Genomic DNA, 20,597 nt, shown 5'->3' on the forward strand with positions numbered 1-20,597 from the left:
GAGAGCCTGAGCCCCGCATGACAAGTTGAGCGGGCTTAGACACAGGTCAGGGTCCTATCGCATGGACGGATCCGCCCGCTGACCTACTGCGGTGTCAACGGGTTGCAACGCCGACGCCCCTCCCCAGGTCCGGGAACGGCTCGGCTTACGCGCCGACCCCGTGCTCCCCGGCCGTTGCCTTCCCGCTGAGACAACGGTCCTCCGGCTCCTGGCTGGCATCGACGGTGATGCCCTGGACCGGGCAGTAGGCCGCTGGCTCGCCGACCGCTGTACTGGAGCGGCGAGCTGCGCGGCCTGGCAGCGGACGGCAAGAGCGTGCGAGGTGCCGCCAGGGCCACGGGGCGAAAGATCCACCTACTCGCGGCATTGGACCACACCACCGGCCTGGTCCTGGCCCGGCTGGACGTGCAGGAGAAGACGAACGAGATCTCGTGCTTCCAGCCTCTGCCGGACACTGTCACCGACCTCGCCGGCGTGGTCGTCACCAGCGACGCCATGTACACCCAGCGCGAGCACGCTGCGTACCTATTGGACCGCGAAGCCCACTACATCGTGATCGCAAAGGGCAACCAAAAGAAGCTGCCCATGCAGCTCAAGTCCCTTCCCCGGGCGAGATCCCACTGCAAAGCCGCACCAAGGGCATGGGGCACGAACGCGCCGAAATCCGGCGGATCAAGGTAGTCACCATCAACAACTTGCCTTCCCCTGCGCCCGCCAAGCGCTCCAGATCAAGCGCCGTCGGGTGAACCACAAGACCGGCAAGACCACCATCAAGCCGTCTATGCCGTCACCAGCCTGACCGCCGAGCAGGCCACCCCCCGCCCAACTCGCGGCGCTCGTCCGAGATCACTGGAAAGTCGAGGTCCTGCACCACATCAGGGATACGACGTTCGCCGAGGACGCCTTCCAACTGTGGACCGGCAACGCGCCCCGCGCCATGGCCACCTGGCGCAACCTCGCCGTCGGAGCCCTCCGCCTCACCGGCAGCACCAGCATCGCTGCAGCTCTGCGACGCAACGCCCGCGACCCACGCCGATCCCTCGCACTCCTCGGGCTCACATAATCACGAAACGGACATCAGCCGCCCGAAGCCCTGGCCCAGGCGCGGCGGGGCCGTCGTCTCATAGGTCCAGTACAACCCCTCCTGCGGGTTTGGAGCAGCAGATGAGGATGTTGCCCTCGGCGGGAGGTTCGACGGGGTCGGGTGAGTAGTTGACGGTGCCGGACATGAGGGCGAGTTCGCAGGTGTGGCAGACCCCGGTGCGGCAGGACCATTGGACGGGAACGTCGCAGGCTTCGGCGAGTTCGAGCAGGGACTCCTGGGCGTCGTTCCAGGGGACGGTGAGTCCGCTGCGGGCGAAGGAGACCTCGGGTCCGGTGCCGGGCGGGCCCGCGGGCTGGTGGGACGCGGGCCCGGTTGCCGAGCCCTTGATCCCGGGGGTGATGGCGGGGCCCGCGCCGAAGATCTCAGTGTGGACGCGGGAGGCGTCGAGACCGCAGTCCACGAGCGCGGAGGTGAGGCTGTCCATGAATGCGGTGGGGCCGCACAGGTACGCGTCGGCATCGGTGGGTAGGCCGAGCCGGCGGACGGGCTCGGCCGAGAGGCGGCCTGCTTCCGCGTAGTCCACGCCAAGGTGGTCGTCGGCGGCAGGCCTGCTGTAGTAGACGGTCGACCGGGCTTTGGGGAGGGTGGCGATCAGGTCGCGACTCTCCTTGGCGAAGGGGTGCTCGCTCCCCTCACGGGCGCCGTGCAGCCACCACACCTGGCGGGTGGAGCGGTCATGCGCGAGGGCGTGCAGCATGGCCAGGACGGGGGTGACGCCGACCCCGGCCGACAGCAGCACCACCGGGTTGTCGCCGCCGGTCAGGCAGAAGGTGCCGCGGGGCGCGGCGGCCTCCAGGTGGTCGCCGACATGGATGTGGGCGCGCAGCTCGTTGCTGGCGGCGCCGTGCGGTTCGACCTTCACGCTGATCCGGTACGCGCCGGTGCCTGGCTCGCCGGACAGGGAGTAGCTGCGGATCAGGGGTGGAACGTCTCCCTCGGGCTGGACTTTGACGGTGAGGAACTGGCCCGGCAGCGCGGCCGGCAGCGCCGAGCCGTCTGCGGCGGCCAGGTGCAGGGAGAACACGCTGCGGCTCTCGGACTGGATATGCGTGACAGTCAGCGGGCGGAAGCCCGGCCAGGCAGGCGGCGATGCGGTGGCCGCGGTGTTCAGTCCGGCGCTGCCCGAGGAAGCACCACCCTCGCCGTCGGCCTGGTCCAGCAGGGTCCGCATGGAACCCTGCCAGCCGGGGCTCAGCGCGGGGATCCGCAGGGCCCGTTCGACCTGTTCACGGGTGTGTCCGGGCAGGTAGAGCACCCGGTCGATCTCCTCGACGGTCATCGCCTCCGGGCCGGTGGAGACCTTGACGATCTTTTGCCCGGCCTCGACCTCGCCTTCCTCGATGACGCGTAGGTAGAAGCCGGGGCGGTGGTGGGCCACGAGCAGTGCGGCCATCTGTGGCTCGCCCATGCGCAGCCCCACCCGGTAGCAGGTCACCCGGGGTTGAGTGACCTCGAACAGGGCGTCCCCGATGCGGTAGCGGTCCCCGATGCAGACCAAGTCGTCGGGCAACCCGTCCACGGTGAAGTTCTCACCGAAGTTCCCGGGGGTGAGGTCGTCGCGGCCCAGCTCGTTCGCCCAGAAGCGGTAGGAGTCGAGCTGGTAGACCAGCACCGCCCGCTGCTCACCGCCGTGCCCGCCCAGATCTCCCTGGCCGTCCCCGTCGATGTTCAGCCGCCGCACCATCCGCGGCCCGGCCACGGTCTGCTTGTAGACGCCGGTGTACACGGTCTTTCCGTGCCAGGGAACGCCCTTAGGCATCCCGACATTCACTGCTGTCAATGTGGCCACCACGCCGCCTCTCTGGGGGGCGCTTCCCATGCCGCTCCAACCGGGAAGCACGTCGCATCAGCCGCCGCATCCGCTGAGGGGGCGTGGGTCTCGCTACGCTTCATGTGAGGACGCGCCCGAGGAATCCGTGGATGTATCCGCTGATGGCGTCCAGGTGCGTCTCCAGGGCGAAGTGCCCGGCGGGCAGCAGGTGGACTTCCGCCTCCGGCAGGTCACGGGAGAACGCCTTCGCGCCGTCCGGCCCGAAGATCTCATCCCGCTCGCCCCAGACCGCGAGCAGGGGCACTTGGCTGGTACGGAAGTACTCCTGCAGTTTCGGGTATCCGTCGATGTTCGTCGGGTAGTCGCGGAACAGCGCCAGCTGGATCTCGTCGTTGCCGGGCCGTTCCAGCAGCAGCTGGTCCAGGGTCCAGGTGTCGGGGCTGACCAGGTTGGTGTCGGTGGCGCCGTTCTCGTACTGCCAACGGGTCGTACTGGGACTGAACTTGGCCCGCGCGCCCGGTTCCGTGTCGCGGCCGGGGTTGGTGGCGTACGCGAACAGGTCGTCCCAGAAAGGCTTGGCGAAGCCTTCCATGTAGGCGTTGCCGCTCTGCGAGATGATCGCGGTGACGTCGAAGGACGGGTCGAGCGCAAGGCGCCAGCCGATCGGTGCCCCGTAGTCGTGCACGTAGACGGCGAAACGTTCGATGCCCAGATGCTCCAGGAGTCCGGCGGTGATTCCTGCGAGGTTGTCGAAGGTGTAGTCGAATGCGTCCACCTTGGGCATGGCAGAGTGGCCGTATCCGATGTGGTCGGTGGCGATCACGTGATAATCGTCGGCCAGCGCGGGGACGAGATGGCGGAACATGTGCGAGCTGCTCGGGAATCCGTGCAGCAGCAGCACGACCGGAGCGTCGCTGGGGCCGGCCTCGCGGTAGAAGACTTCTTGGCCCTTGATGGTTGCTGTCTTGTGTCGCGTGGGAAGCACATCGACCTCCGGGCGCCCGTGGGCGCGGAACTGCGTCAAATCCGCCCGTGTAAAACCCGGCTGGACACGACCAAGGTCAGGACGGTTGCCGTGGAGGCTCGGGAACCATTTTCCCTCGGCGGCGTGGTGCCTCGCGGCAGATGGCGCCGGTTGCCACCTTCCTCACGCTAGACCTGACCCGCAGGGAGCACAACGCAGCAGAACCAATAAATGGGATCACGGAATTCACGTGCAGCTCGCTGAATCACGGGTACCAACACATTACGGAACACAATCACAGCAGAGAGTCACAGCAATGTCGCGAGTCGTTGTCTCTGCGGGATCTCCCGGCGGTAGGCCCGACATCCCTGACGTCAGCCAGGAATACCGCAGTGACGTATAGCCGTTCCCGTCCGGCTTCCTACCGCGAGGTCGAGTTGGCCGCCCAGCACTGTGCTGGATTCCGTGAAGGCGCGGACCGCACCCAATCATTAGTGACGCACTTCGGCAATCGTGCCGCTGCTGGGCGTCAGACCAGGATTCCACCGCGCCCCTGAACGGGAACCCGGCCGCCGTCCGGCACCGCACACGACACCCGCGGCGGGCCTGTGCTCACGGTGTCATCCGGGGCCCGGCTGGCGCCCGGGGTCTCGTGCGTTCAGCCGCGGGCGAAGGCCAGCAAGTCGGCGTCGAAGACGTCCTTGAACGGAGCGACCATCGACAGGCCGTGCGGGGCCCCGGGGTACACCTTGAACGTGTTGTCCTTGACGATCTTCGAGGACTTCTCACCGGCCGCGACGATAGGCACGATCTGGTCGTCGTCACCGTGCGCGATGAGCGTAGGGAAGTCGAAGCGTTGCAGGCCCTCGGTCAGATCGGTCTCCGAGAATGCCTTGATGCAGTCGTAGGAACCCTTGATCCCCACCTGCAGCGACCACAGCCAGAACGCGTCACGGGTGCCTTGGGACACCTGGTGACCCTCGCGGTTCGCGCCGTAGAAGGGGGCACTCAGGTCCTGGTAGAACTGCGAACGGTCGGTCGCCACGCCCTTGCGGATCTCGTCGAACACCTCCCGCGGCAGCCCCTCGGGGTTGGCATCTGTCTTGAGCATCAGCGGCGGGATCGCGCTGAGCAGGACCGCTTTGGCGACCCGGTCGCTGCCGTGGCGGCCGACATAGCGCGTAACCTCGCCACCCCCGGTGGAGTGCCCGACAAGAATGACATCACGTAGGTCAAGGGTTTCGATCAGCTGCGCCAGGTCATCGGCATAGGTGTCCAGGTCGTTGCCGTTCCAGGTCTGCCCGGAGCGCCCGTGGCCGCGGCGGTCGTGGGCGATGGCGCGGAATCCGTTGTCGGCCATCAATTGGGTCTGGGGGTCCCAGGCGTCGGCGTTCAGCGGCCAGCCATGGCTGAAGACCACGGGCTGTCCGGTACCCCAGTCCTTGTAGAAGATCTCGGTATCGTCCCTGGTGGTGATGAAAGGCATCGCATGCCCCTCTCGATCGAATCGACATGAAGTGCCGCAGCCCCGTGCGGTCTGACTCGTCCGGAGAACATGGGCGTCAGCTCGCATGAGGCCATCGGTGCCGTCAACTCGATTGTCGGTAAGTCGATCCGGTACCTGGGGAAGGCGCACGATGTGCCGGGCGATCGCTGAGCGCCTCGCGCCTTCACGCTACCCGCCGCACCGAATTCACGCGCCCCCAGGCGCGGGCCCCCGCGCTCATCCCCGTACGGCCGAGGCCGCTCACCGCATGCCTCGGCTACCGCGAGGGTGTCCCCATATAGATGCAGCTTGACGACCTTTTCGCCTGCCACCTGAAGGTGCATTGCGATGGGCGTCATGAACGTCCGGCCGGTGCCCTTCGCGGCGGCTGGCCAAACTCCGCACCGAGGGGCTGGTCGACGCATCACTCTGGCGCAGGCCGGACGGACCCTGGTGTTACGGGGTGCAGATCGCCTTCGAGCGGCCCGAGTTGCGGGGCCGGCGGCCCGAATCCGCCCCCGGGCCGAGATCGCGCACCACAATCCGTCCCCGGCTGATCGGCTCGCCCAATTCCGAGACAGGGGTGGTCGGTCCGAATTTGACCAATGGGCTGCAACCAACGACTTGGTTCTGCAACTGCGCAAGCGGGGAATACAAAGGATTATTCTTGGCGGGATGCTGGCGAACATGTGCGTCGAGTCCCATATGCGTCACCTCATCGAGGAGGGATTTGAGGTCGCCGTGGTCAGGGATGCAACAGCCGGACCCCGACACCCGGTCTGGGGCGACGGCTATCAGGCGGCGATCATCAACTACCGTTTCTTCGCCCATGCGTTACTGTCGACTGACGAAGTACTCGATCGAATGCACTGAGGAGCTCGCAGCCGAAATAGTGCTCGCGTAGGACGATAGTTACGCTTTCAACAGGCGTCGTCGACGGTCACCGGTCTACTGCGCGGGAGTGCCGTGAAAACATGTCTGCCCGACAATAGCCGGTGCTCGGAACGACGTGTCGGTAGCAACAGAGGTTGCCGACCACGAACGAGCGGATTCGGGTCGGCGCGAGAGGGCATACTTTGGAGTTCCAACACATCGTGGAGTTGGTCGGTCGAGCCGTTGACGCCGCCGGCGTAGCCATCATAGTCGTGGGAACGCTCTTGGCGACCGTTCTCGCGGCTATCCGGCTCAGTCGCCGACAGGCGGGTGTGTACCGCGGCTATCGCCGTCGCGTCGGGCGGTCGATCCTGCTGGGGCTGGAGTTCCTCGTAGCCGGCGATATCATCCGTACAGTCGCCGTCGCACCGACGTACGCAAGCGTCGGAGTGCTGGCCGTGATCGTGGGCATCCGCACCTTCCTCAGCTTTTCTCTCGAGCTCGAGATCACCGGGCGGTGGCCATGGCAGAAGCCAGTGGCCGAAGCCGAAGACTGACCCCGCGTGACGCCGGCGGCTAGCTAAGCGGCGCCATCCCTGCCGTGAATTCCTAGGTCGGAGCTCAGTCTCATCGATCTCAATTGGTGACTCTGCGGTAGCAGATGAGGGTGCAGGCGATGCTCGTGAAGGCGAGGAAGTTCTCGGCTTTGCGCTCGTAGCGTCGGTGGAGACGGCCGCAGCCGGCGAGCCAGGCCATGGTGCGTTCGACGGTCCAGCGGTGGCGGCCCAGTCGCCCACGTCTTCGGCTTCTCGAGTAGCTCTGCGCGACCGTGGACAGGAGGGGAGGAGCTGGACCTTGGGCCAGTGGCACAGGCAAACGGCAGTTCAACACGCAGAACTTGACAGGGAACGGACTTGGACCGACGACACCACCCATGCCATCCACGCGTCACAGACGCTGCGCATCGAACGCGTCCACGAAGCCGATCCCCGCGAAACCGCCTGGACCATCGCAGCCTACGAAACCCCGGTCTCCGACAGGATGTGACACCTCACCATGACTGGCGCCACACCAGCCCCGGTCTTGCTCACTCTGCTGAACACTCTCGCCGAGGGGCACGCGCGGGAGACAGCGGTCGGAAGCCCCGCCACGGAGAAGACCGTCACCGAGGCCCACCCGCCCTCTTATCGACGCGGGCTGGAAGCACACCGTCGACGGACGCTGGATCCGCTGGGAGACCTCCCAAGGCGACGCAGGAGTCCAGTTCGACGCCTTCGCCGCCCAGAGCCCGCATACCACCCTCGCCACCTGGACCCTGTGGGCCGGGGCCAGCACCGACCGGCCTCTACACCCGCCCGCCTCGCAACGCAACGCGACACGATTCGACAGAGTTATCCCAGTACCGAGCCCGGAGAACGCGCCTGCGGGGTTGGTCCCATGTCGTGCAGCCCGCCCAGTAGGGTGTACAGGGGACCAAACCCGCAGGCGCGGGGATCACACGGTCGCCAGGATCATGCGGACCATCGGGATCGGAGGAGTACGTCTGCGGCGTCGGCACCGCACCACCATCGCAGACCCGGCCGCCGCGAAGGCCCCGGACCTGATCGGTCGCGACTTCACCGCGACTGAGGTGAACACGAAGTACGTCGGCGACATCACCTACCTCAGCATCGGCGGTGGGAAGTTCTGCTACCTCGCGACCGTCATCGATCTCTCCCGCTGGTCGTCCACGGACCTCGAAGCCGTCGCCATGGCGATCAACAACCGGCCCCGCAAAGTCCTGGGTTGGCGGACGCCGGCCGAGGTCTTCGAAGAACAGCTACGCTCGCTGCAACAGCCCGGTGTTGCAACGACTGGTTGAACTCGCCCAATATACGAGTCGGGATTTCGCGGAAGCCTGCAGGTCAGCAGGAGTGCGGCAGAGTATGAGCGCGGTCGGGTCCAGCGCGGACAACGCCGCCGCGGAGAGCTTCAACGCGTCCTTTAAAAGGGAGACGCTGAAGGGCCGGAAAGGCTGGTCGAACGAGCCTGAGGCCCGACTCGACGCCTTCCGGCGGCTGTCCCGCTACAACACCCGGCGCCGCCATTCACGGCTTGGCCAGCGATCTCCGATCACCTTCGAGAACGCCCTCCACTCAACATCAACTACCCTGACCCGAGCCGCATAGACGTGTTCAAACTCCGGGGTCAAGGCCCAGCGACGTGTCGGGTCCGGGCCCAGTCGCCCGGCTGCAGCGTTACGGTCGGGGCTTGTTCGCGAACACCCACCGGTTACCCGCCAGGGCGTCGTTCTGCTCGGGCAGCGGGCCGCGTCCGTGCTGGCGGGTGAAGTCGAAGGGGGTGTGGACCGATGTGGACCAGCCCTTGCTCGCCAGGTCACCTGCAGAGTCGGGCCGCGGCTCCTTGTCGAACAGGTTGAGTAGGTCGATGCCGATTTGTTGTGTCGTCGAGGTGTAGAGCGGGCTGTCGCGGTATTCCAGCAAGTCCTTGTCGAGCTTGACCTCGAACGCCAGAGCGCTCCCTTCCGTGCTCAACCGGTCCACCATGTCAATGAGGTTCGTCTCGGCGACGGTCGGCAGGTAGAACAGCAACCCCTCGGCCAGCCAGACGCTCGGTGCGGTCGTGTCGAAACCGGCGTCGGCGAGTGCTCCGACCCAGTCGGCGCGGAGATCGATCGGGATGGGTACGCGCGCTGCCTTCGGGGTGGCCGACAGTCCGTCGAGCACCTCGTGCTTGAACTCCAGCACTCCTTCCCTGTCGATCTCGAAGATCACGCACCCGGGAGGCCAGTCGAGCCGGAAAGCCCGCGCATCCAACCCCGCCCCGAGCAGCACCACTTGGCGGGCGCTTCCCGTGTGCACCGACCGGAGAAGAAAGTCGTCGAGGACCCTCGTCCGCAGACCGAAGTAACGCGCGAACCGTCCCCACAGGGGGTTCGCGTCCCCGTCCGGGACCTGTTGCATGCGGACCGGCCAGCCGGCGGACGCCGGTGCTGCGCGCACGAAGTGCTCCGCATAGACGTCCCGCGCCAGGGTGTCGTGGCGGTGGGTCTCGATCGCCCGTGCCGCGGCGACCATGAGAGCGGTCACCCCTATACCTCCTTCCACGCCTTCCACGCCGGTGTTGTGATGCGTTGTGCCGACCACGTTTCCTCCGTTGGCGAATTGGGACCACGAACAGCGAGGGATGCGACTGACGGATCGAGGGTGGACACGCGACAACACCGCTCAGGGCTCCATGTTCCCGAGGGGTGCCCGATGGCGCACAGACCTGCGGCCACCCGGTTCCTCAGTTGGGCCGGCCCGGCACGGGGCAGGTCGCCGCGCGGGCCGGCCACAGCGACGCGGCGTCCAGAGGTGTTTTCGTCAGGTAGCGGCCAATCAGATGACGGTTGATGAGGGCCGATCGACAGGCAAGGGGCGTTGACTGCCTCACTCATCGGTTCCAACCCTCCGGAATCACGACGGGTTTGACCACGCGGCCCGCTTCGCAGTCACGTTCGGCCTCGTTGATGTCGGCGAGCGGATACGTACGGATCAGCTCGTCGAACGGAAACCGCCCGGCCTGCCACAGCCCGGTCAGCCGCGGAATCAGCAGGCCCGGTACCGCATCCCCCTCGCAGATGTGGGAGATTCTCCTGCCTCGGTCCAGCGCCCCCGGTTCGAGCGGCAGCGTGGTGTGGAGCCGTGCCACCACACCGAGGTGGCCGGTCGGGCGCAGAGCCCGGAGCGCGTCGTTGATCAGCTGGGCGGAGGCCGTGGTGTCCAGCGCGTAGTGCGCGCCGCCGTCGGTCAGTCGCCGGAGGCGGCCGGGCAGGTCGGGTGTTGCGGCGTGCAGCGGGGTCGCGCCGAATCGTTCGGCGAGGGCCAGCCGTTCGGGGTGCCGGTCGACGGCCAGGGGCACCGCTCCGGAGGCGGTGGCCGCCATCACTGCGGCCAGGCCCACCGCTCCTGCGCCGAAGACCGCGAGGGTGTCGCCCGGCCCGGCGGCGAAGGAGTTGAAGACCGCCCCGGCGCCGGTGAGGAACCCGCAGCCGAGCGGTCCGAGCAGCTCGATGGGGAGCGAGGGGTCGACCCGCACGGCGTTGCGGGCCGGGACCACCGCGTACTCGGCGAACGAGGACTGGCCGAACCACCGGGGGGCCAGTTCGTCCCCGGCCACGTCGGTGAATCGCGCGGCGTTCTCCTTGCGCCCGCCAAAGAGGTTGAGCGAGGCGAAGGAGTCGCAGTAGGCGGGGGCAGCGTTCAAACAGTTCCGGCAGTGGCCGCAGGAGTCGAAGCTCAGTACGACGTGGTCGCCGTTGCTCAGGCCGGTGTGGGGGCCTCCCGTCTCCGCCACGACCCCGGCACCTTCGTGGCCGAGCACCGCCGGCAGCGGTGAGCGGCCCGCCGAACGCCGGACCGCGAGATCGGTCCGGCACATCCCGCAGCCTGCGATCTTGACCAGGATCTCGCCGCCGGCCGGTCCCGTGTTCAGGAGCACCTCCTCGACGGCGAATCGGCCCTCGTACGAACGCAGTACCGCCGCGTTGAACCTCATCGTCACGCCTCCTGCGGACGGTGCACGACGAACGGTCTGAGGTTGCCGTACAGCCCCCATGAACCGCCCGCGACACCGACACCGCTCTCCTTGGAGCCCGCGAAAGGCTGGGCGAGGGACAGTTCGGCGTGGTGGTTGATCCATGCCGTTCCGCACTCCAGCCGGTCGGCCACCTCCTCGGCCTGGTCGAGGTCGGTCCCCCATACCGAGCCTCCCAGCCCGAAACCGGTGTCGTTGGCCGCCTCGACAGCTTCGTCGACGCTCCCGTACGGCAGCACCGGCAGGACGGGCCCGAACTGCTCCTCCGTCACCACCGGGCTGTCGACCGGGACATCCGCCAAGATCGTCGGGGCGAAGAAGTAGCCCGGCCGGTCCAGCCTGCGGCCCCCGGCCACGGCTCGGGCTCCGTCTGCCAGGGCCTGCGCCGTGTAGTCCTCGACCCGGGCCAGTTGGGCGGCGTTGTTGACCGGTCCCAGTTGCGTTCCCGGGGCGAGGCCGGCTCCGACGACGGCGGTCTTCGCGCGTTGTGCGAGGGCCTCGACCACGGGCGAGTAGAGCCGAGCCGGGGCGTAGACGCGCTTGACCGCCATGCAGACCTGGCCGCAGTTGCGGAACGCCGCCCAGAACAGCCGGTCCGCGATCCGCTCCACATCCACGTCCTCCAGCAGGATGGCCGCGTCGTTGCCGCCCAATTCCAGGGTGACGCGGGCGAGTGAGGCCGCTGCCCCCTGCGCGACGGCCCGTCCGGTGGGAATCGAACCGGTGAAGGTCACGTGGCGGATCCCCGGATGGGATGCGAGGCGGGCGCCGAGGGGTTCGTGACCGGTGACGATCGTCAGTACGTCCTCGGGAAGGGCGGTGGCAATAACGGATCCCAGCAGCCGTGTGGCGAGGGGTGTGTAGGGGGAGGGCTTGAGCACCATCGTGTTGCCTGCGGCGAGCGCGGGCGCGAACTTCGCGGACGCGAGCTGGAGGGGGAAGTTCCACGGGATGATCGCGGCGACGGGCCCGAGCGGGCGCCAGCGGATCTCGCTGCGTACCGGCCGACCGTCCATGATGGGCTGGGGCTGTGGGGCCAGCTCGGCAAAGTAGCGCAGGCGGGCCGCCGTGCGGGCGATCTCCTTGTACGACTCGGCCAGGGGTTTGCCCTGTTCACGGGTGAGCAAGGGGGCGATGTCCGCCCCGGCCGCCTCCACGGCGTCGGCTGCCTCGAGTAATGCGATGGTGCGGGCGCCGGGGTCGGCCCGCCAGTTGCGCCACGCCTCGTGGGCCCGGCCGACGACGGCGTCCAGCTCGTCCGGCTGCTGGTCGGGAGCCTCGTCGAAGGTCTCGCCGGTTGCCGGATCGAGGACGGCGAAGCGCTTGCCGGGGATCACGGGCACGTGCCGGGGCTGATGCGCGGCCATGCCGGCGGTCAGCTCGCGGCGGTTACGGCAGCCGTGTGTTCTCGGGCGTGCCGGTCCATCTCCGCCCGGAAGGCGGCAACCAACTGCGGCTGGATCCTTCCGGTGTTGCGGTCGCCCCTCTCGCAGACCGCCCCGCGCACACCCACGATGTCCGTGCCGATGCGGGTCAGTGCACCGAGGTCTCCCACCTTCACGCTGCCCGCAAGGGCGGCGAGCAGATCGGCTTCGTGGGCCCGCCGCACGAACTCCGCGCAGACCTCAGGCGGAACGTGGTCGAACAGCCGTGTCCCGTCCTTGACCGCGGTGTCGAGCATGGCCGCGTCGGAGCCGGAGCGCAGGGCGATGTCGGGCAGTGCGAGCGGGTTGACACAGCCGATCCGGTGGGCGTCGGCGTAGCCCGAGGCGACGACGAAGGCGTCCGGCCGATGTTCCTTCACTGCCCGGACGACCCCTCGCATGACATCGACAGCCTGGTCGGGTGTCGTGCATCCGTAGAGGCCGACCTTGATGTACGTGGCTCCGGAGACAGCCGCACCAAGCGCCGCCTGGGCCACTGTGCCGGGTTTGTACGGCACGTCTCCCACGGTGGCGGACACCGGCTTGTCCGCCGGGACCGCGTCGCGGATCTCCCTGATGACCCACGGGAAGTTCGCGCCGAGCGAGCCCTCATCGGGCTTCTTGACATCCACGATGTCGAGATGCTCCGCCGCCTTCGCGCAGTCGAGGGCCTCCTCGACGCTGTCCGGGGAGATGAGAAGTAACAACGTGTGCTCCTTCCCCGCATATCCACCTGGCCAGGAGGCAGGGGTGCGGAGTCGCTTGGATTTCTTGCGGTCTGCTCATCATTGAGGGCGGCCCGTGACCACCGGTAGGGCGTGCAGAGACCGAACGGGGTGCTGCCGGTCTACCCAGTGCGCCGTGCGCGCCGGTTCCAACCAGCTCCCGTCCGATCCGCAGAGGGGGCTCGATGTGTGGAGCACGGCGACGGCTGGGTCGCGCACGTGCAGGTGGTCTCCAGCGGCTCGGCCGACGACATGGGCAAGGCCGAGGCCGCCATCGAGGAGGCGTGGGACGGGACGCCGACTGGGCGGCGAAGAGGCCGGTTCATGCCGGATCGGCGCCATCTCCACTCTTTCTGTTGACAAGCCAGCCCTCCCCGGGACACCGGATTCCGCAGCCCGCATAGTGACAGCGCGACGGCCATGCGACCGGCCCGCCGCAGACACGGCTTCCCCCGCCCCGCGCGGTGTTTCGCCGCACCTGTCGGCGGCTCACCGCTACGCCGCCGTGCCGTCGCGCACCCTACGGCGCAGCGGGCACGAACGGCCGTCCCATCTCCTGGCCTGACGAAAGGTAAGAGCCTATGCGCAGTGAAGCGGTCAACCGTGTGAAACTCGTTTTCACCCTGTTCGACGCCGACGGCAACGGGGTCCTGGAATCCGACGACTTCAATCTGATGAGCAGCCGGGTTGCCGCGGCCGTGCCCGGATCCGACGAGGCACGGAAGCAGGCCATGCAAGCCGGCTTCACGCGCTACTGGAACACGCTGGCCGGCGAACTCGATACCCATCACGACGGCCAGATCACTTACGACGAGTACCAGGCATGCGTCCTGTCGCCGGAGCGCTTCAGCGGAGCGATCGACGAGTTCGCGGCCGGCTTCGCACGCCTCGGTGACCTGGACAGCAGCGGTACCGTCACACGACCGGTGTTCACCAGCATGCTGAGAGGGGTCGGCTTCGACCTGGCGAACATCCAAGCCCTCTTCGAGGCCCTCGGGCCCGATGATGCCGACCGGGTCGGGGTGGATGTCTGGGAAGCCGAGATCAAGAAAATTTCGTCTTGGGCGGCGATTCTGTTCGCTCCGACGCTGGTGGGGACGATCTACGGCATGAACTTCAGGGAGATGCCGGAGTTGCACTGGGTGCTCGGATACCCCTTCGCTATCGTTCTAATGGCTATCGTATGTACCAGTTTGTACGTCATCTTTAAGCGGCGGGATTGGCTCTGAGTAATCAGCCGCGCGAGCGCGTGCCCCGCGGACCAGAAGCAACCAGGACGCGCGTCATGGCCTCTCTCGGGCCGCTGGGGAGAATCTGGGGAGAATGAGATGCGCTCCGCTTCAGCCGGTTCTCCCCGCCGCGAGCCAACGGCCTTGTTGAATCTTCGGGCATCAGCATCAACGGCGGACGCCGATCATCACGGAGGGTAACCGCACTTCCAGACCGGAACGCCAAAGAGGGGCGCAGCAAATGCTGCGCCCCTCTTCTCGTAGGCGTCCAAGTATCGTGCCCACTACCCGGCCGTGTCCCGGTCGCTTCGGTTGAGGAGTGCGTCGATGGCACCACGCCCCTTCCCGCCGGCCTCGGGCATGAAGTGGGCGTAGAAGTCGAGGGTGATGGTGGGGGTCGAGTGGCCAAGCCACCGAGCGAGCGTGACCACGGACTCGCCCGCTTCCAGAATGACCGAAGCGTATGTGTGCCGCAGCACGTGGAAGCCGTCCTTGCGAGACGCCTTCCAGCGTTCCCCCTCATTCCGCACCGGGATGACGCCGGCCGCGGCCAGAGCGGGCTTCCACACCTCGACATTGAAGATGTTCGCCCGGAGGGCGTTGCCGTACGTCGTGGTGAGAATGAGCGGGAACTTCCTCCTCTCCCGGTCGTCCTCCGGACCGCCCCAGGGCAGCTCCACCTCGACAGCGGGGTACTCAAGAAAATACTCCGCCAAGGCCGAGGCAACCGAGGGAGGCATGTCGACGACGCGCGTCTTGCCCCCCTTCGGCAGCGTGAAGTACAAGCGCCCATGCAGGAGCTGCACCTGCCGGCGGATACGCAGCGCCCCTCGGGCGAAGTCAACGTCCTCCGGTGACAACCCGAAGACCTCCCCCTGCCGCAGTCCACAGCCAAGCGCGACCACAGCGGCGATGCGGTAGCGCGGGCCGATCGCGTCCCGAACCCGCAACGCCGTCTCCAACGGCCAGGCTTCCCGCTGATCCTCCGGCGCCTTCGGCCAGCGCACCGACTTGGCCCGCATCGGGTTACGCACGAGTCGCTTGTCATCAATGGCCGTCTCGAAGATGTTCGAGAGCGAGGTGAGGATCTGCCGTGCGTAGCGCGGAGCACATTCGCCCTCCAGCGTGGCGATATACCCGCGCAAGACCGCCGGCGTGATGTCACGCAGGGAAACCGTGCCAAGATGCGGCCGGATGTGCAGACGAACTCGCTCGTCGATACGCTTGACCGTACCTGGCGCGCCGCGGACTCCCGCCTGCCAGAAGCGTGTCACGTAGTCGTCCAGCGTGATCGATCCGTCGCGCGGGTCAACGAACTCGCCGCGTTCGCTGTCGGTACCGGCCCTGCGAAGCCACGCCTTTGCGTCTTCGAGCACGTCGAACGACTTGTCCCGGACTCCGGGGATACCAGCGACCCGGTACCGGGAACCCTTGCCGTAGCGGGCCGTGCGTGCCCGCTTGCCGGTGACAGGGTCTTTCTTCTTCGTGAGCCAGCGGTCTTCGATGTAGCCGGCCAAGCGGCTCCTTCCAGTAGGTGATAAAAAAGGTGGGTCAGACGGCCCCTCAGGCGCTCGCGTCGTAGTCCGAGCGCATCCGTGGTGCTGTGTTGAGCGGGCTCAGGGACCTGTTGGCGCGCGAATCAGCCTGCTCCTGTTCTCGAACCCAGACGTCGAGGGCTTCCAGCCGGTACATGACGCGGCCGCGTTGTCCCATACGGAAGCTCGGCGGTCCTTGCCGCCGGTGCCGCCAGACGTACAGGGTGTGGGGCGAGAGTCCGAGGTACTCGGCTGCATCCCTCACATTCAGGAACGCTTTACCAAGGGCGCCAGGCGCGTCCGGGGCGGTGGAGGGAGCGAGTAGCGGGCGAGCAGCCATGGGATGTCCTATGAGAGAGGGGTGAGGGGCCACGGACGGGGAGAGCGTGAGGCTCCTACTCCCGTGGCTTTTGGTGAGAGCACAGTGAGATCCGTGGTCAAGCCGCGGATCGACGCACTGCTACGGATGCCGAGCAACGCCCTTGGGTTCGCACGCCAGATCGTTCGTGGCGAAGGCGGCTCGATAAGACCGTTGGCAACTTGCCCCGACGCCTGGAAGCAGTGCGGAAAGCGCCGGGCGAGTGAGAGGGCGCTGACGCGGACGCGCTCAGCGATCACGATGACGTCCAAGGCTGTGCGGTGGCCGCTCAGCCAGGTTGAAATGCGGGCGTCTCGGAGGTCGGAGACGCTCTCGCCGAGCGGCGAGTCGATCTCATGCGCTGCCAGAACCGCCTTCCGCGCCTCGCGCCATGTCCCGCAGTAGACCGCGCCGGACAGCGACCACCCGTCCTCGCGGGTGAACATTGGGTCCCCGGGGCCAAGACCGGCGCTCGGGTCGATGAACACGCCTTGGTCCTTGTCGGATTCCATCTTGTTGCCGTGGGCCTCGGCCTGAGTCTTCTTCGGGAAGCTCTCCTCGCGCTGCCGGCCGGTTCGCCCACCTGGCTCGCGAAAGCGGACGGTCCAATCGTGCCCGCATCGAACCTTCTCGCACGGATAGTTCTTGTTCCGCTTATCGGTCTTGCAGCGCTGGAAAACGGTAGCCATGCGGCCCCTTTCATCTACCGGGGCATCGCCAAGCAGCCTTACCCGTGGTTTTCTTCTAGGAAGGCGACGATGTCGCGTTCACGGAACCGCAGGAGACCGCCGATTTTCTGAGCCTTGATTCCCCACGCCGGATAGTTGTTCTTCACGGTGATTTCACTGACCTTGAGCCATGCGGCTACCTCTTCCGGGGTCAGCAGACGATTGCTTCCTCCGGCGGTCAATGCGCCGCATCCCCGGTCGCTCCAGCGAAACCCTTCGGACGAAAGGCCACTTGCGCCACTCTCCCTCGGCAAGGTGCCGTAGCGGTTGAGCGACGGGCACCGCGGTCATCTGTGCAGCCGAGGACAGCGCCGCTCTCTCCGACCACTGAGTTCCGACGCCTCCACGGCATCCGCTGCAGCTCCACCGCCAAGCGCAGCCGCCGCGAACTCCTCAATGGTCACGAGGATCGCCGGTTTGGCTAACCGGCGATCGTGGTCTATGTTGCGCGCCGCATCACGAACCCGGCAGCTGCTTGGGTCGCCGCAGTCAGGGGCCAGCCGATATGAACGCAGGGCCGGCGGCGCGCCGTTCTGTGGCGAGCACCAGCAGACCGTCAGCCGTGAGGCGGTCGCGATTCCGCGCAACAAGGCGCTTATGCCACTTGCCGTGTTGTTTGCGCCAGGATATGCCGCTACGCATGCGAGGACGGCACGGTCGCAGCGGTAGCCCCGTTGCCACAGGCCCTCGCCGAACAGGCCGGCCGCGCAGACGCAGACGCACAGCCCGGTGGAGACAGCGCCATAGTCGCCCGCCACCTGGCCGTACCAAGGTTCAGCGCGCCGAGGGCAAAGAGCGCCAGTGAAGTGAAGCGAGCGGATCGAATAGCGGAATCAGACAGACAGACCTCCCAAGCAGGATCCATGCCAGCAAGACAGCCTCACGCGGTGCGGGATTCCGAGATACTTCGCAACCCTGGCCGCAGCGGAGTATCTGCGCATCCTGGCCTGGTGTTTCCGGGACGTTGTACGTTGACATGGTTCCGGCGGAGGTATCCAGTCCTGTCGCCCTTTTTCCTGTCTGCCGTGAGCGATACTGTCCTTTGACAGTGAAGTCAGTCGCTTTGTCATCCAATCGAGACTCTTAATGGGTTTAGCCAAGCCGCCTGAACTTCTCTGGCTGCCTTCTCGCACGGGTTGTACTCCTTCTCGTAGAGACGGCCGTCCTGGAGCATGGCCCACAGGATGGAGACCCGCTGACGAGCGACAGCGATCACGGCCTTCTTGTGGCGGCCACAGGGCTTCGGCGTAGTTTGATGTCGTCCGTTTTGATCATGTGAGGCCGAGAAGGGCAAGGGGCCGGGTTTGGTCTCGGGCTGCCCGTCGGAGGCCGGAGGCGATGTTGCGGGCGCCGGTCAGGCGGAGATCTCCGATCGCGAGGTTTCTGAAGGTGGCCATCGCTCTGGGGGTGTTTCCGGTCCGCAGCTGGGAGGCGTCCTCGGCGAAGGTGACGTCCCTGACGTGGTGCAGGGCCTCGACAGTCCAGTGCCCTCGGATCAGTCGGGCGAGCTGAGCCCGGCCGGCCTGCTCTGCGGTGAGGCTGGTGACCGCGTAGACGGTCTTGAGGCTGATCTTCCCGGTCTTGCGGTGGACGCGGCGGCGGACGATCTGGACGGCCTGGCGGGCGCCGGGAAGAGCAGGTTGTTGACCGTGCACACCTTCAGCCGGCGGATCTCCTGGCGGCCGTGACCGGTCGCACGGGTCCTGTCCTGCAGTGGGATCTGTGTCCAGGGAAGGGACTTGAGCTGCCGACGGAGCTTCTTCGTGTTGCGCTTGGCGATCACGATGTAGTGGGCCTGCCGGTCGAGCAGGTAGACGGCGTGGTCATGCTGGGTGTGCATCGCGTCGCTGGTGACGACTGTGCCGGCCAGATCCTCGAGGGTGTCGAGCAGAGGCCGGAAGCGGGTGATCTCGTTGGTCTTCTCACCGACGTCCATCTGGGCCAGGACCAGTGCGTTCACGTGGTCGCAGGCGGCCAGGAGGTGGATCTTCCGTCCCTTCGCGCGGGCCGCACCCCGCAGCGACTTCCCGTCGACCGCGAGCCCTCGAAGCCCTTGTCCCCTGGTCTGCCGGTCCGCGAGCCAGGCTCCGACCGCCCGGTCCAGGGCGTCCGCGTCGATTCTGGCGAGCAGTCGCCGGATCGTGGATTCCGCGGGCCAGGACCGTTTCGGGACCAGCAGGTCGACGGCCGTGCCGAGCCGTTCGAGCAGGGCCGGCGGTGCGTCGGCCACCCATTCACTCACCGCGAGCCGGGATCGCGCTCCGGCGAGGACCGCGCAGGCCGTCAGTGCCAGGAGCGTCACGAGAGGGTGCCGTACTCCCCGCGGATCCCGCGGGTCCGGGACCTGCGCGAGGTGTTCCAGCAGATCCGGAAGATCGCTCCCCGACACTTCCGGATGCGGTCTGAGCTGTTCAAAGGCAGGGGAGATCAGAGATGATGCGTCGGCAGGCACGGGCAGTCCAAGGTCACAGAGCGTAGAGAACTCCGTGATCGCGAACGTCCGTGCCTGCTGTGTACCGAACCCCACCCAACATGACGATACGTCAGCAACCGCACGTCAGCCGACTACGCCGAAGTCCTGACCGAAGAGGGCGCGGTAGTACGCGACTTCCGGTTCGCGCTCCATCCAGATGTTGCCGGTGGGGGTCTCCGTTGTTGCGTTGTCGGACCATCCGGCCTGTTTCCGCTGCGCTCTTCGAGATGCACGACGAATGGATCGCCTTACCTCGCCGCCACCTCCCCGAAGGCGATATGGGTGATATCTACCGTAAACTCTCTTTTGGTTCCTTCGCGCTGCCCAACGCACCGAAATGCAACCGCCAGTTGATCCCCAACACCATGACGAGGGACACTACCTGGCGGATGCGTGTTCCCGGCCGAGTGGCACTCGCTTCGGTATCTTCCCGTGCAGGTCATCGGAGGCCATTTACCCAGAGATTACTGGGCAGTTGACCTCAGGGTTTCGTGGTAGCGTCCTTGTTCGGAGGGACAGTGCAATCTGAAAGGGAAATCGTGAACACGGAGAAGATCGCCGCTCGCCGCCTCTCGTTGGAAGAGGTGACGAAGCTCGGCGTGAAGGACAGGCTCTTCGTTTCCGCCGACACGGCAGAACTCAAGCTTCCCGACTGCTATGTCCCTGCTTTTCTGACCAAGTCCGGCGAGGATTTCGAGGGCGGCTCGATCACGGCGAGAACCGTATTCCAGGAAGAGGTCTCCTGCCTTCCCGACGACGAGAATGAAGCCGGAATCTACTTGGCCGACGAGAACGGCTCGGTGACCATCGAGGTCCTCCAGTCCGCCGGTGTCGTGCTGGACCTGGCACTTTTCGTCCCTGGTGGGGACAAGGGGGCCCTCACGGCCCTTTACGCTGCGGCCCGGCAGGCGTTCGGCGCCGACATCGTGCAGATCTGGCGCCAGGGCCTCAAGGAGGTTCCCGACGTGAAGGTCGACATCTTCGAGGAGCAGATTCCCCGGGGGCGCAAGGGGAGCGACAGCCCCAAGCGTGACCGTCGCGCGATCGATACCTACCCCACCCGTGCGGACTTCATCGAGTTCTCCGCAGGGTGGAAGCCGGTCGTTGAGATTCACAGGCCGATTGTTGACAACACCCCGACCATCTGAGGCGGCGATACCTCTCGGTCTCGGCCTGAGGGAACGCCGAGAACGCATGCGCCGGACCCGGTCGACCCCTGAGCGGCCCAGGGAGCCGTCGGAAAATAACTCACGAACGCCGAAGCGCCGTTCCACTCGATGACCTCGCGAGACAGCCCGCCTGACCAAGATCAAAGCCTGAAGTTATTCTGCGACAGCCCTCAGGGCTT

General features: G+C 66.6%; 17 protein-coding genes and 3 pseudogenes. 7 read left to right on the forward strand and 13 right to left on the reverse strand.

Annotated elements, in window-relative coordinates:
- Nucleotides 1-315: 315 nt before the first annotated feature.
- Nucleotides 316-681, forward strand: coding sequence for a transposase (locus tag AQJ27_RS59400; RefSeq protein ID WP_235613853.1), 366 nt, complete (start codon nt 316-318; stop codon nt 679-681).
- A gap of 440 nt (nt 682-1,121) precedes the next feature.
- On the opposite strand, the gene AQJ27_RS43545 is transcribed toward AQJ27_RS59400, so the two are convergent.
- From AQJ27_RS43545 to AQJ27_RS43555, 3 genes are all read right to left on the reverse strand, one after another.
- Complete coding sequence (locus AQJ27_RS43545; protein WP_235613854.1) at nt 1,122-2,864, reverse strand: MOSC and FAD-binding oxidoreductase domain-containing protein; 1,743 nt, start codon at nt 2,862-2,864, stop codon at nt 1,122-1,124.
- Between the two features lie 130 nt (nt 2,865-2,994).
- Nucleotides 2,995-3,861: an alpha/beta fold hydrolase gene (locus AQJ27_RS43550; RefSeq protein WP_067382171.1), complete on the reverse strand. Its 867-nt coding sequence runs from the start codon at nt 3,859-3,861 to the stop codon at nt 2,995-2,997.
- 637 nt (nt 3,862-4,498) lie between these two features.
- The gene (locus AQJ27_RS43555; RefSeq protein ID WP_067382174.1) at nt 4,499-5,326 is read right to left on the reverse strand and encodes an alpha/beta fold hydrolase; all 828 of its coding nucleotides are present in this window, start codon (nt 5,324-5,326) and stop codon (nt 4,499-4,501) included.
- 357 nt (nt 5,327-5,683) lie between these two features.
- Between AQJ27_RS43555 and AQJ27_RS59405 the strand changes: the two genes are divergently transcribed.
- Complete coding sequence (locus AQJ27_RS59405) at nt 5,684-6,199, forward strand: isochorismatase family protein (RefSeq protein WP_235613869.1); 516 nt, start codon at nt 5,684-5,686, stop codon at nt 6,197-6,199.
- Between the two features lie 155 nt (nt 6,200-6,354).
- Nucleotides 6,355-6,756: a DUF1622 domain-containing protein gene (locus AQJ27_RS43565; protein WP_235613855.1), complete on the forward strand. Its 402-nt coding sequence runs from the start codon at nt 6,355-6,357 to the stop codon at nt 6,754-6,756.
- Between the two features lie 79 nt (nt 6,757-6,835).
- On the opposite strand, the pseudogene AQJ27_RS43570 reads toward AQJ27_RS43565, so the two are convergent.
- A pseudogene (locus AQJ27_RS43570) lies at nt 6,836-7,009 on the reverse strand (transposase); the annotation flags it as partial.
- Nucleotides 7,010-7,904: 895 nt separating this feature from the next.
- On the opposite strand from AQJ27_RS43570, the pseudogene AQJ27_RS55130 reads away from it, so the two are divergent.
- Nucleotides 7,905-8,060, forward strand: a pseudogene (locus AQJ27_RS55130) (IS30 family transposase); the annotation flags it as partial.
- 64 nt (nt 8,061-8,124) lie between these two features.
- Complete coding sequence (locus AQJ27_RS53445) at nt 8,125-8,367, forward strand: integrase core domain-containing protein (RefSeq protein WP_079065715.1); 243 nt, start codon at nt 8,125-8,127, stop codon at nt 8,365-8,367.
- 69 nt (nt 8,368-8,436) lie between these two features.
- Here the strand turns inward: AQJ27_RS53445 and AQJ27_RS43585 are convergent, their stop codons facing one another.
- From AQJ27_RS43585 to AQJ27_RS43600, 4 genes are all read right to left on the reverse strand, one after another.
- Nucleotides 8,437-9,345, reverse strand: a complete 909-nt coding sequence (locus AQJ27_RS43585) for a class I SAM-dependent methyltransferase (protein WP_067382186.1) — start codon at nt 9,343-9,345, stop codon at nt 8,437-8,439.
- A 289-nt stretch (nt 9,346-9,634) separates the two neighbouring features.
- On the reverse strand, nt 9,635-10,738 hold the full coding sequence (locus AQJ27_RS43590; protein WP_067382188.1) for an NAD(P)-dependent alcohol dehydrogenase: 1,104 nt from the start codon (nt 10,736-10,738) through the stop codon (nt 9,635-9,637).
- Between the two features lie 2 nt (nt 10,739-10,740).
- The gene (locus tag AQJ27_RS43595; protein ID WP_067382191.1) at nt 10,741-12,144 is read right to left on the reverse strand and encodes an aldehyde dehydrogenase family protein; all 1,404 of its coding nucleotides are present in this window, start codon (nt 12,142-12,144) and stop codon (nt 10,741-10,743) included.
- A gap of 8 nt (nt 12,145-12,152) precedes the next feature.
- Nucleotides 12,153-12,908, reverse strand: coding sequence for a (5-formylfuran-3-yl)methyl phosphate synthase (locus tag AQJ27_RS43600; protein WP_067382194.1), 756 nt, complete (start codon nt 12,906-12,908; stop codon nt 12,153-12,155).
- A gap of 1,058 nt (nt 12,909-13,966) precedes the next feature.
- On the opposite strand from AQJ27_RS43600, the pseudogene AQJ27_RS53450 reads away from it, so the two are divergent.
- Nucleotides 13,967-14,155: pseudogene (locus AQJ27_RS53450) on the forward strand (CorA family divalent cation transporter); the annotation flags it as partial.
- Between the two features lie 284 nt (nt 14,156-14,439).
- On the opposite strand, the gene AQJ27_RS43610 reads toward AQJ27_RS53450, so the two are convergent.
- From AQJ27_RS43610 to AQJ27_RS43625, 5 genes are all read right to left on the reverse strand, one after another.
- A complete protein-coding gene (locus AQJ27_RS43610) occupies nt 14,440-15,672 on the reverse strand; it encodes a tyrosine-type recombinase/integrase (RefSeq protein ID WP_067382200.1) in 1,233 nt (410 codons plus the stop codon).
- Between the two features lie 46 nt (nt 15,673-15,718).
- A complete protein-coding gene (locus AQJ27_RS53455) occupies nt 15,719-15,955 on the reverse strand; it encodes a helix-turn-helix transcriptional regulator (protein ID WP_244313884.1) in 237 nt (78 codons plus the stop codon).
- Nucleotides 15,956-16,038: 83 nt separating this feature from the next.
- Nucleotides 16,039-16,737 carry a hypothetical protein gene (locus tag AQJ27_RS43615; protein ID WP_067382203.1) on the reverse strand — a complete coding sequence of 233 codons (699 nt, stop codon included), beginning with the start codon at nt 16,735-16,737 and terminating at the stop codon, nt 16,039-16,041.
- Nucleotides 16,738-16,775: 38 nt separating this feature from the next.
- On the reverse strand, nt 16,776-16,958 hold the full coding sequence (locus AQJ27_RS43620) for a helix-turn-helix domain-containing protein (protein WP_067382206.1): 183 nt from the start codon (nt 16,956-16,958) through the stop codon (nt 16,776-16,778).
- A 1,313-nt stretch (nt 16,959-18,271) separates the two neighbouring features.
- Nucleotides 18,272-19,078, reverse strand: coding sequence for an ISAs1 family transposase (locus tag AQJ27_RS43625; protein WP_425275273.1), 807 nt, complete (start codon nt 19,076-19,078; stop codon nt 18,272-18,274).
- Nucleotides 19,079-19,788: 710 nt separating this feature from the next.
- Between AQJ27_RS43625 and AQJ27_RS43630 the strand changes: the two genes are divergently transcribed.
- Nucleotides 19,789-20,397: a hypothetical protein gene (locus tag AQJ27_RS43630; RefSeq protein WP_067382208.1), complete on the forward strand. Its 609-nt coding sequence runs from the start codon at nt 19,789-19,791 to the stop codon at nt 20,395-20,397.
- Nucleotides 20,398-20,597 lie beyond the last annotated feature (200 nt).

The organism is Streptomyces olivochromogenes (genome assembly GCF_001514115.1).
Taxonomy (GTDB): domain Bacteria; phylum Actinomycetota; class Actinomycetes; order Streptomycetales; family Streptomycetaceae; genus Streptomyces; species Streptomyces olivochromogenes.

Coding starts and splice junctions, on each gene's coding strand:
- AQJ27_RS43545 (WP_235613854.1), bottom strand. CDS start 2,864: ATGCCTAAGGGCGTTCCCTGGCACGGAAAGACCGTGTACACCGGCGTC.
- AQJ27_RS43555 (WP_067382174.1), bottom strand. CDS start 5,326: ATGCCTTTCATCACCACCAGGGACGATACCGAGATCTTCTACAAGGAC.
- AQJ27_RS59405 (WP_235613869.1), top strand. CDS start 5,684: ATGAACGTCCGGCCGGTGCCCTTCGCGGCGGCTGGCCAAACTCCGCAC.
- AQJ27_RS53445 (WP_079065715.1), top strand. CDS start 8,125: ATGAGCGCGGTCGGGTCCAGCGCGGACAACGCCGCCGCGGAGAGCTTC.
- AQJ27_RS43590 (WP_067382188.1), bottom strand. CDS start 10,738: ATGAGGTTCAACGCGGCGGTACTGCGTTCGTACGAGGGCCGATTCGCC.
- AQJ27_RS43595 (WP_067382191.1), bottom strand. CDS start 12,144: ATGGCCGCGCATCAGCCCCGGCACGTGCCCGTGATCCCCGGCAAGCGC.
- AQJ27_RS43615 (WP_067382203.1), bottom strand. CDS start 16,737: ATGGCTACCGTTTTCCAGCGCTGCAAGACCGATAAGCGGAACAAGAAC.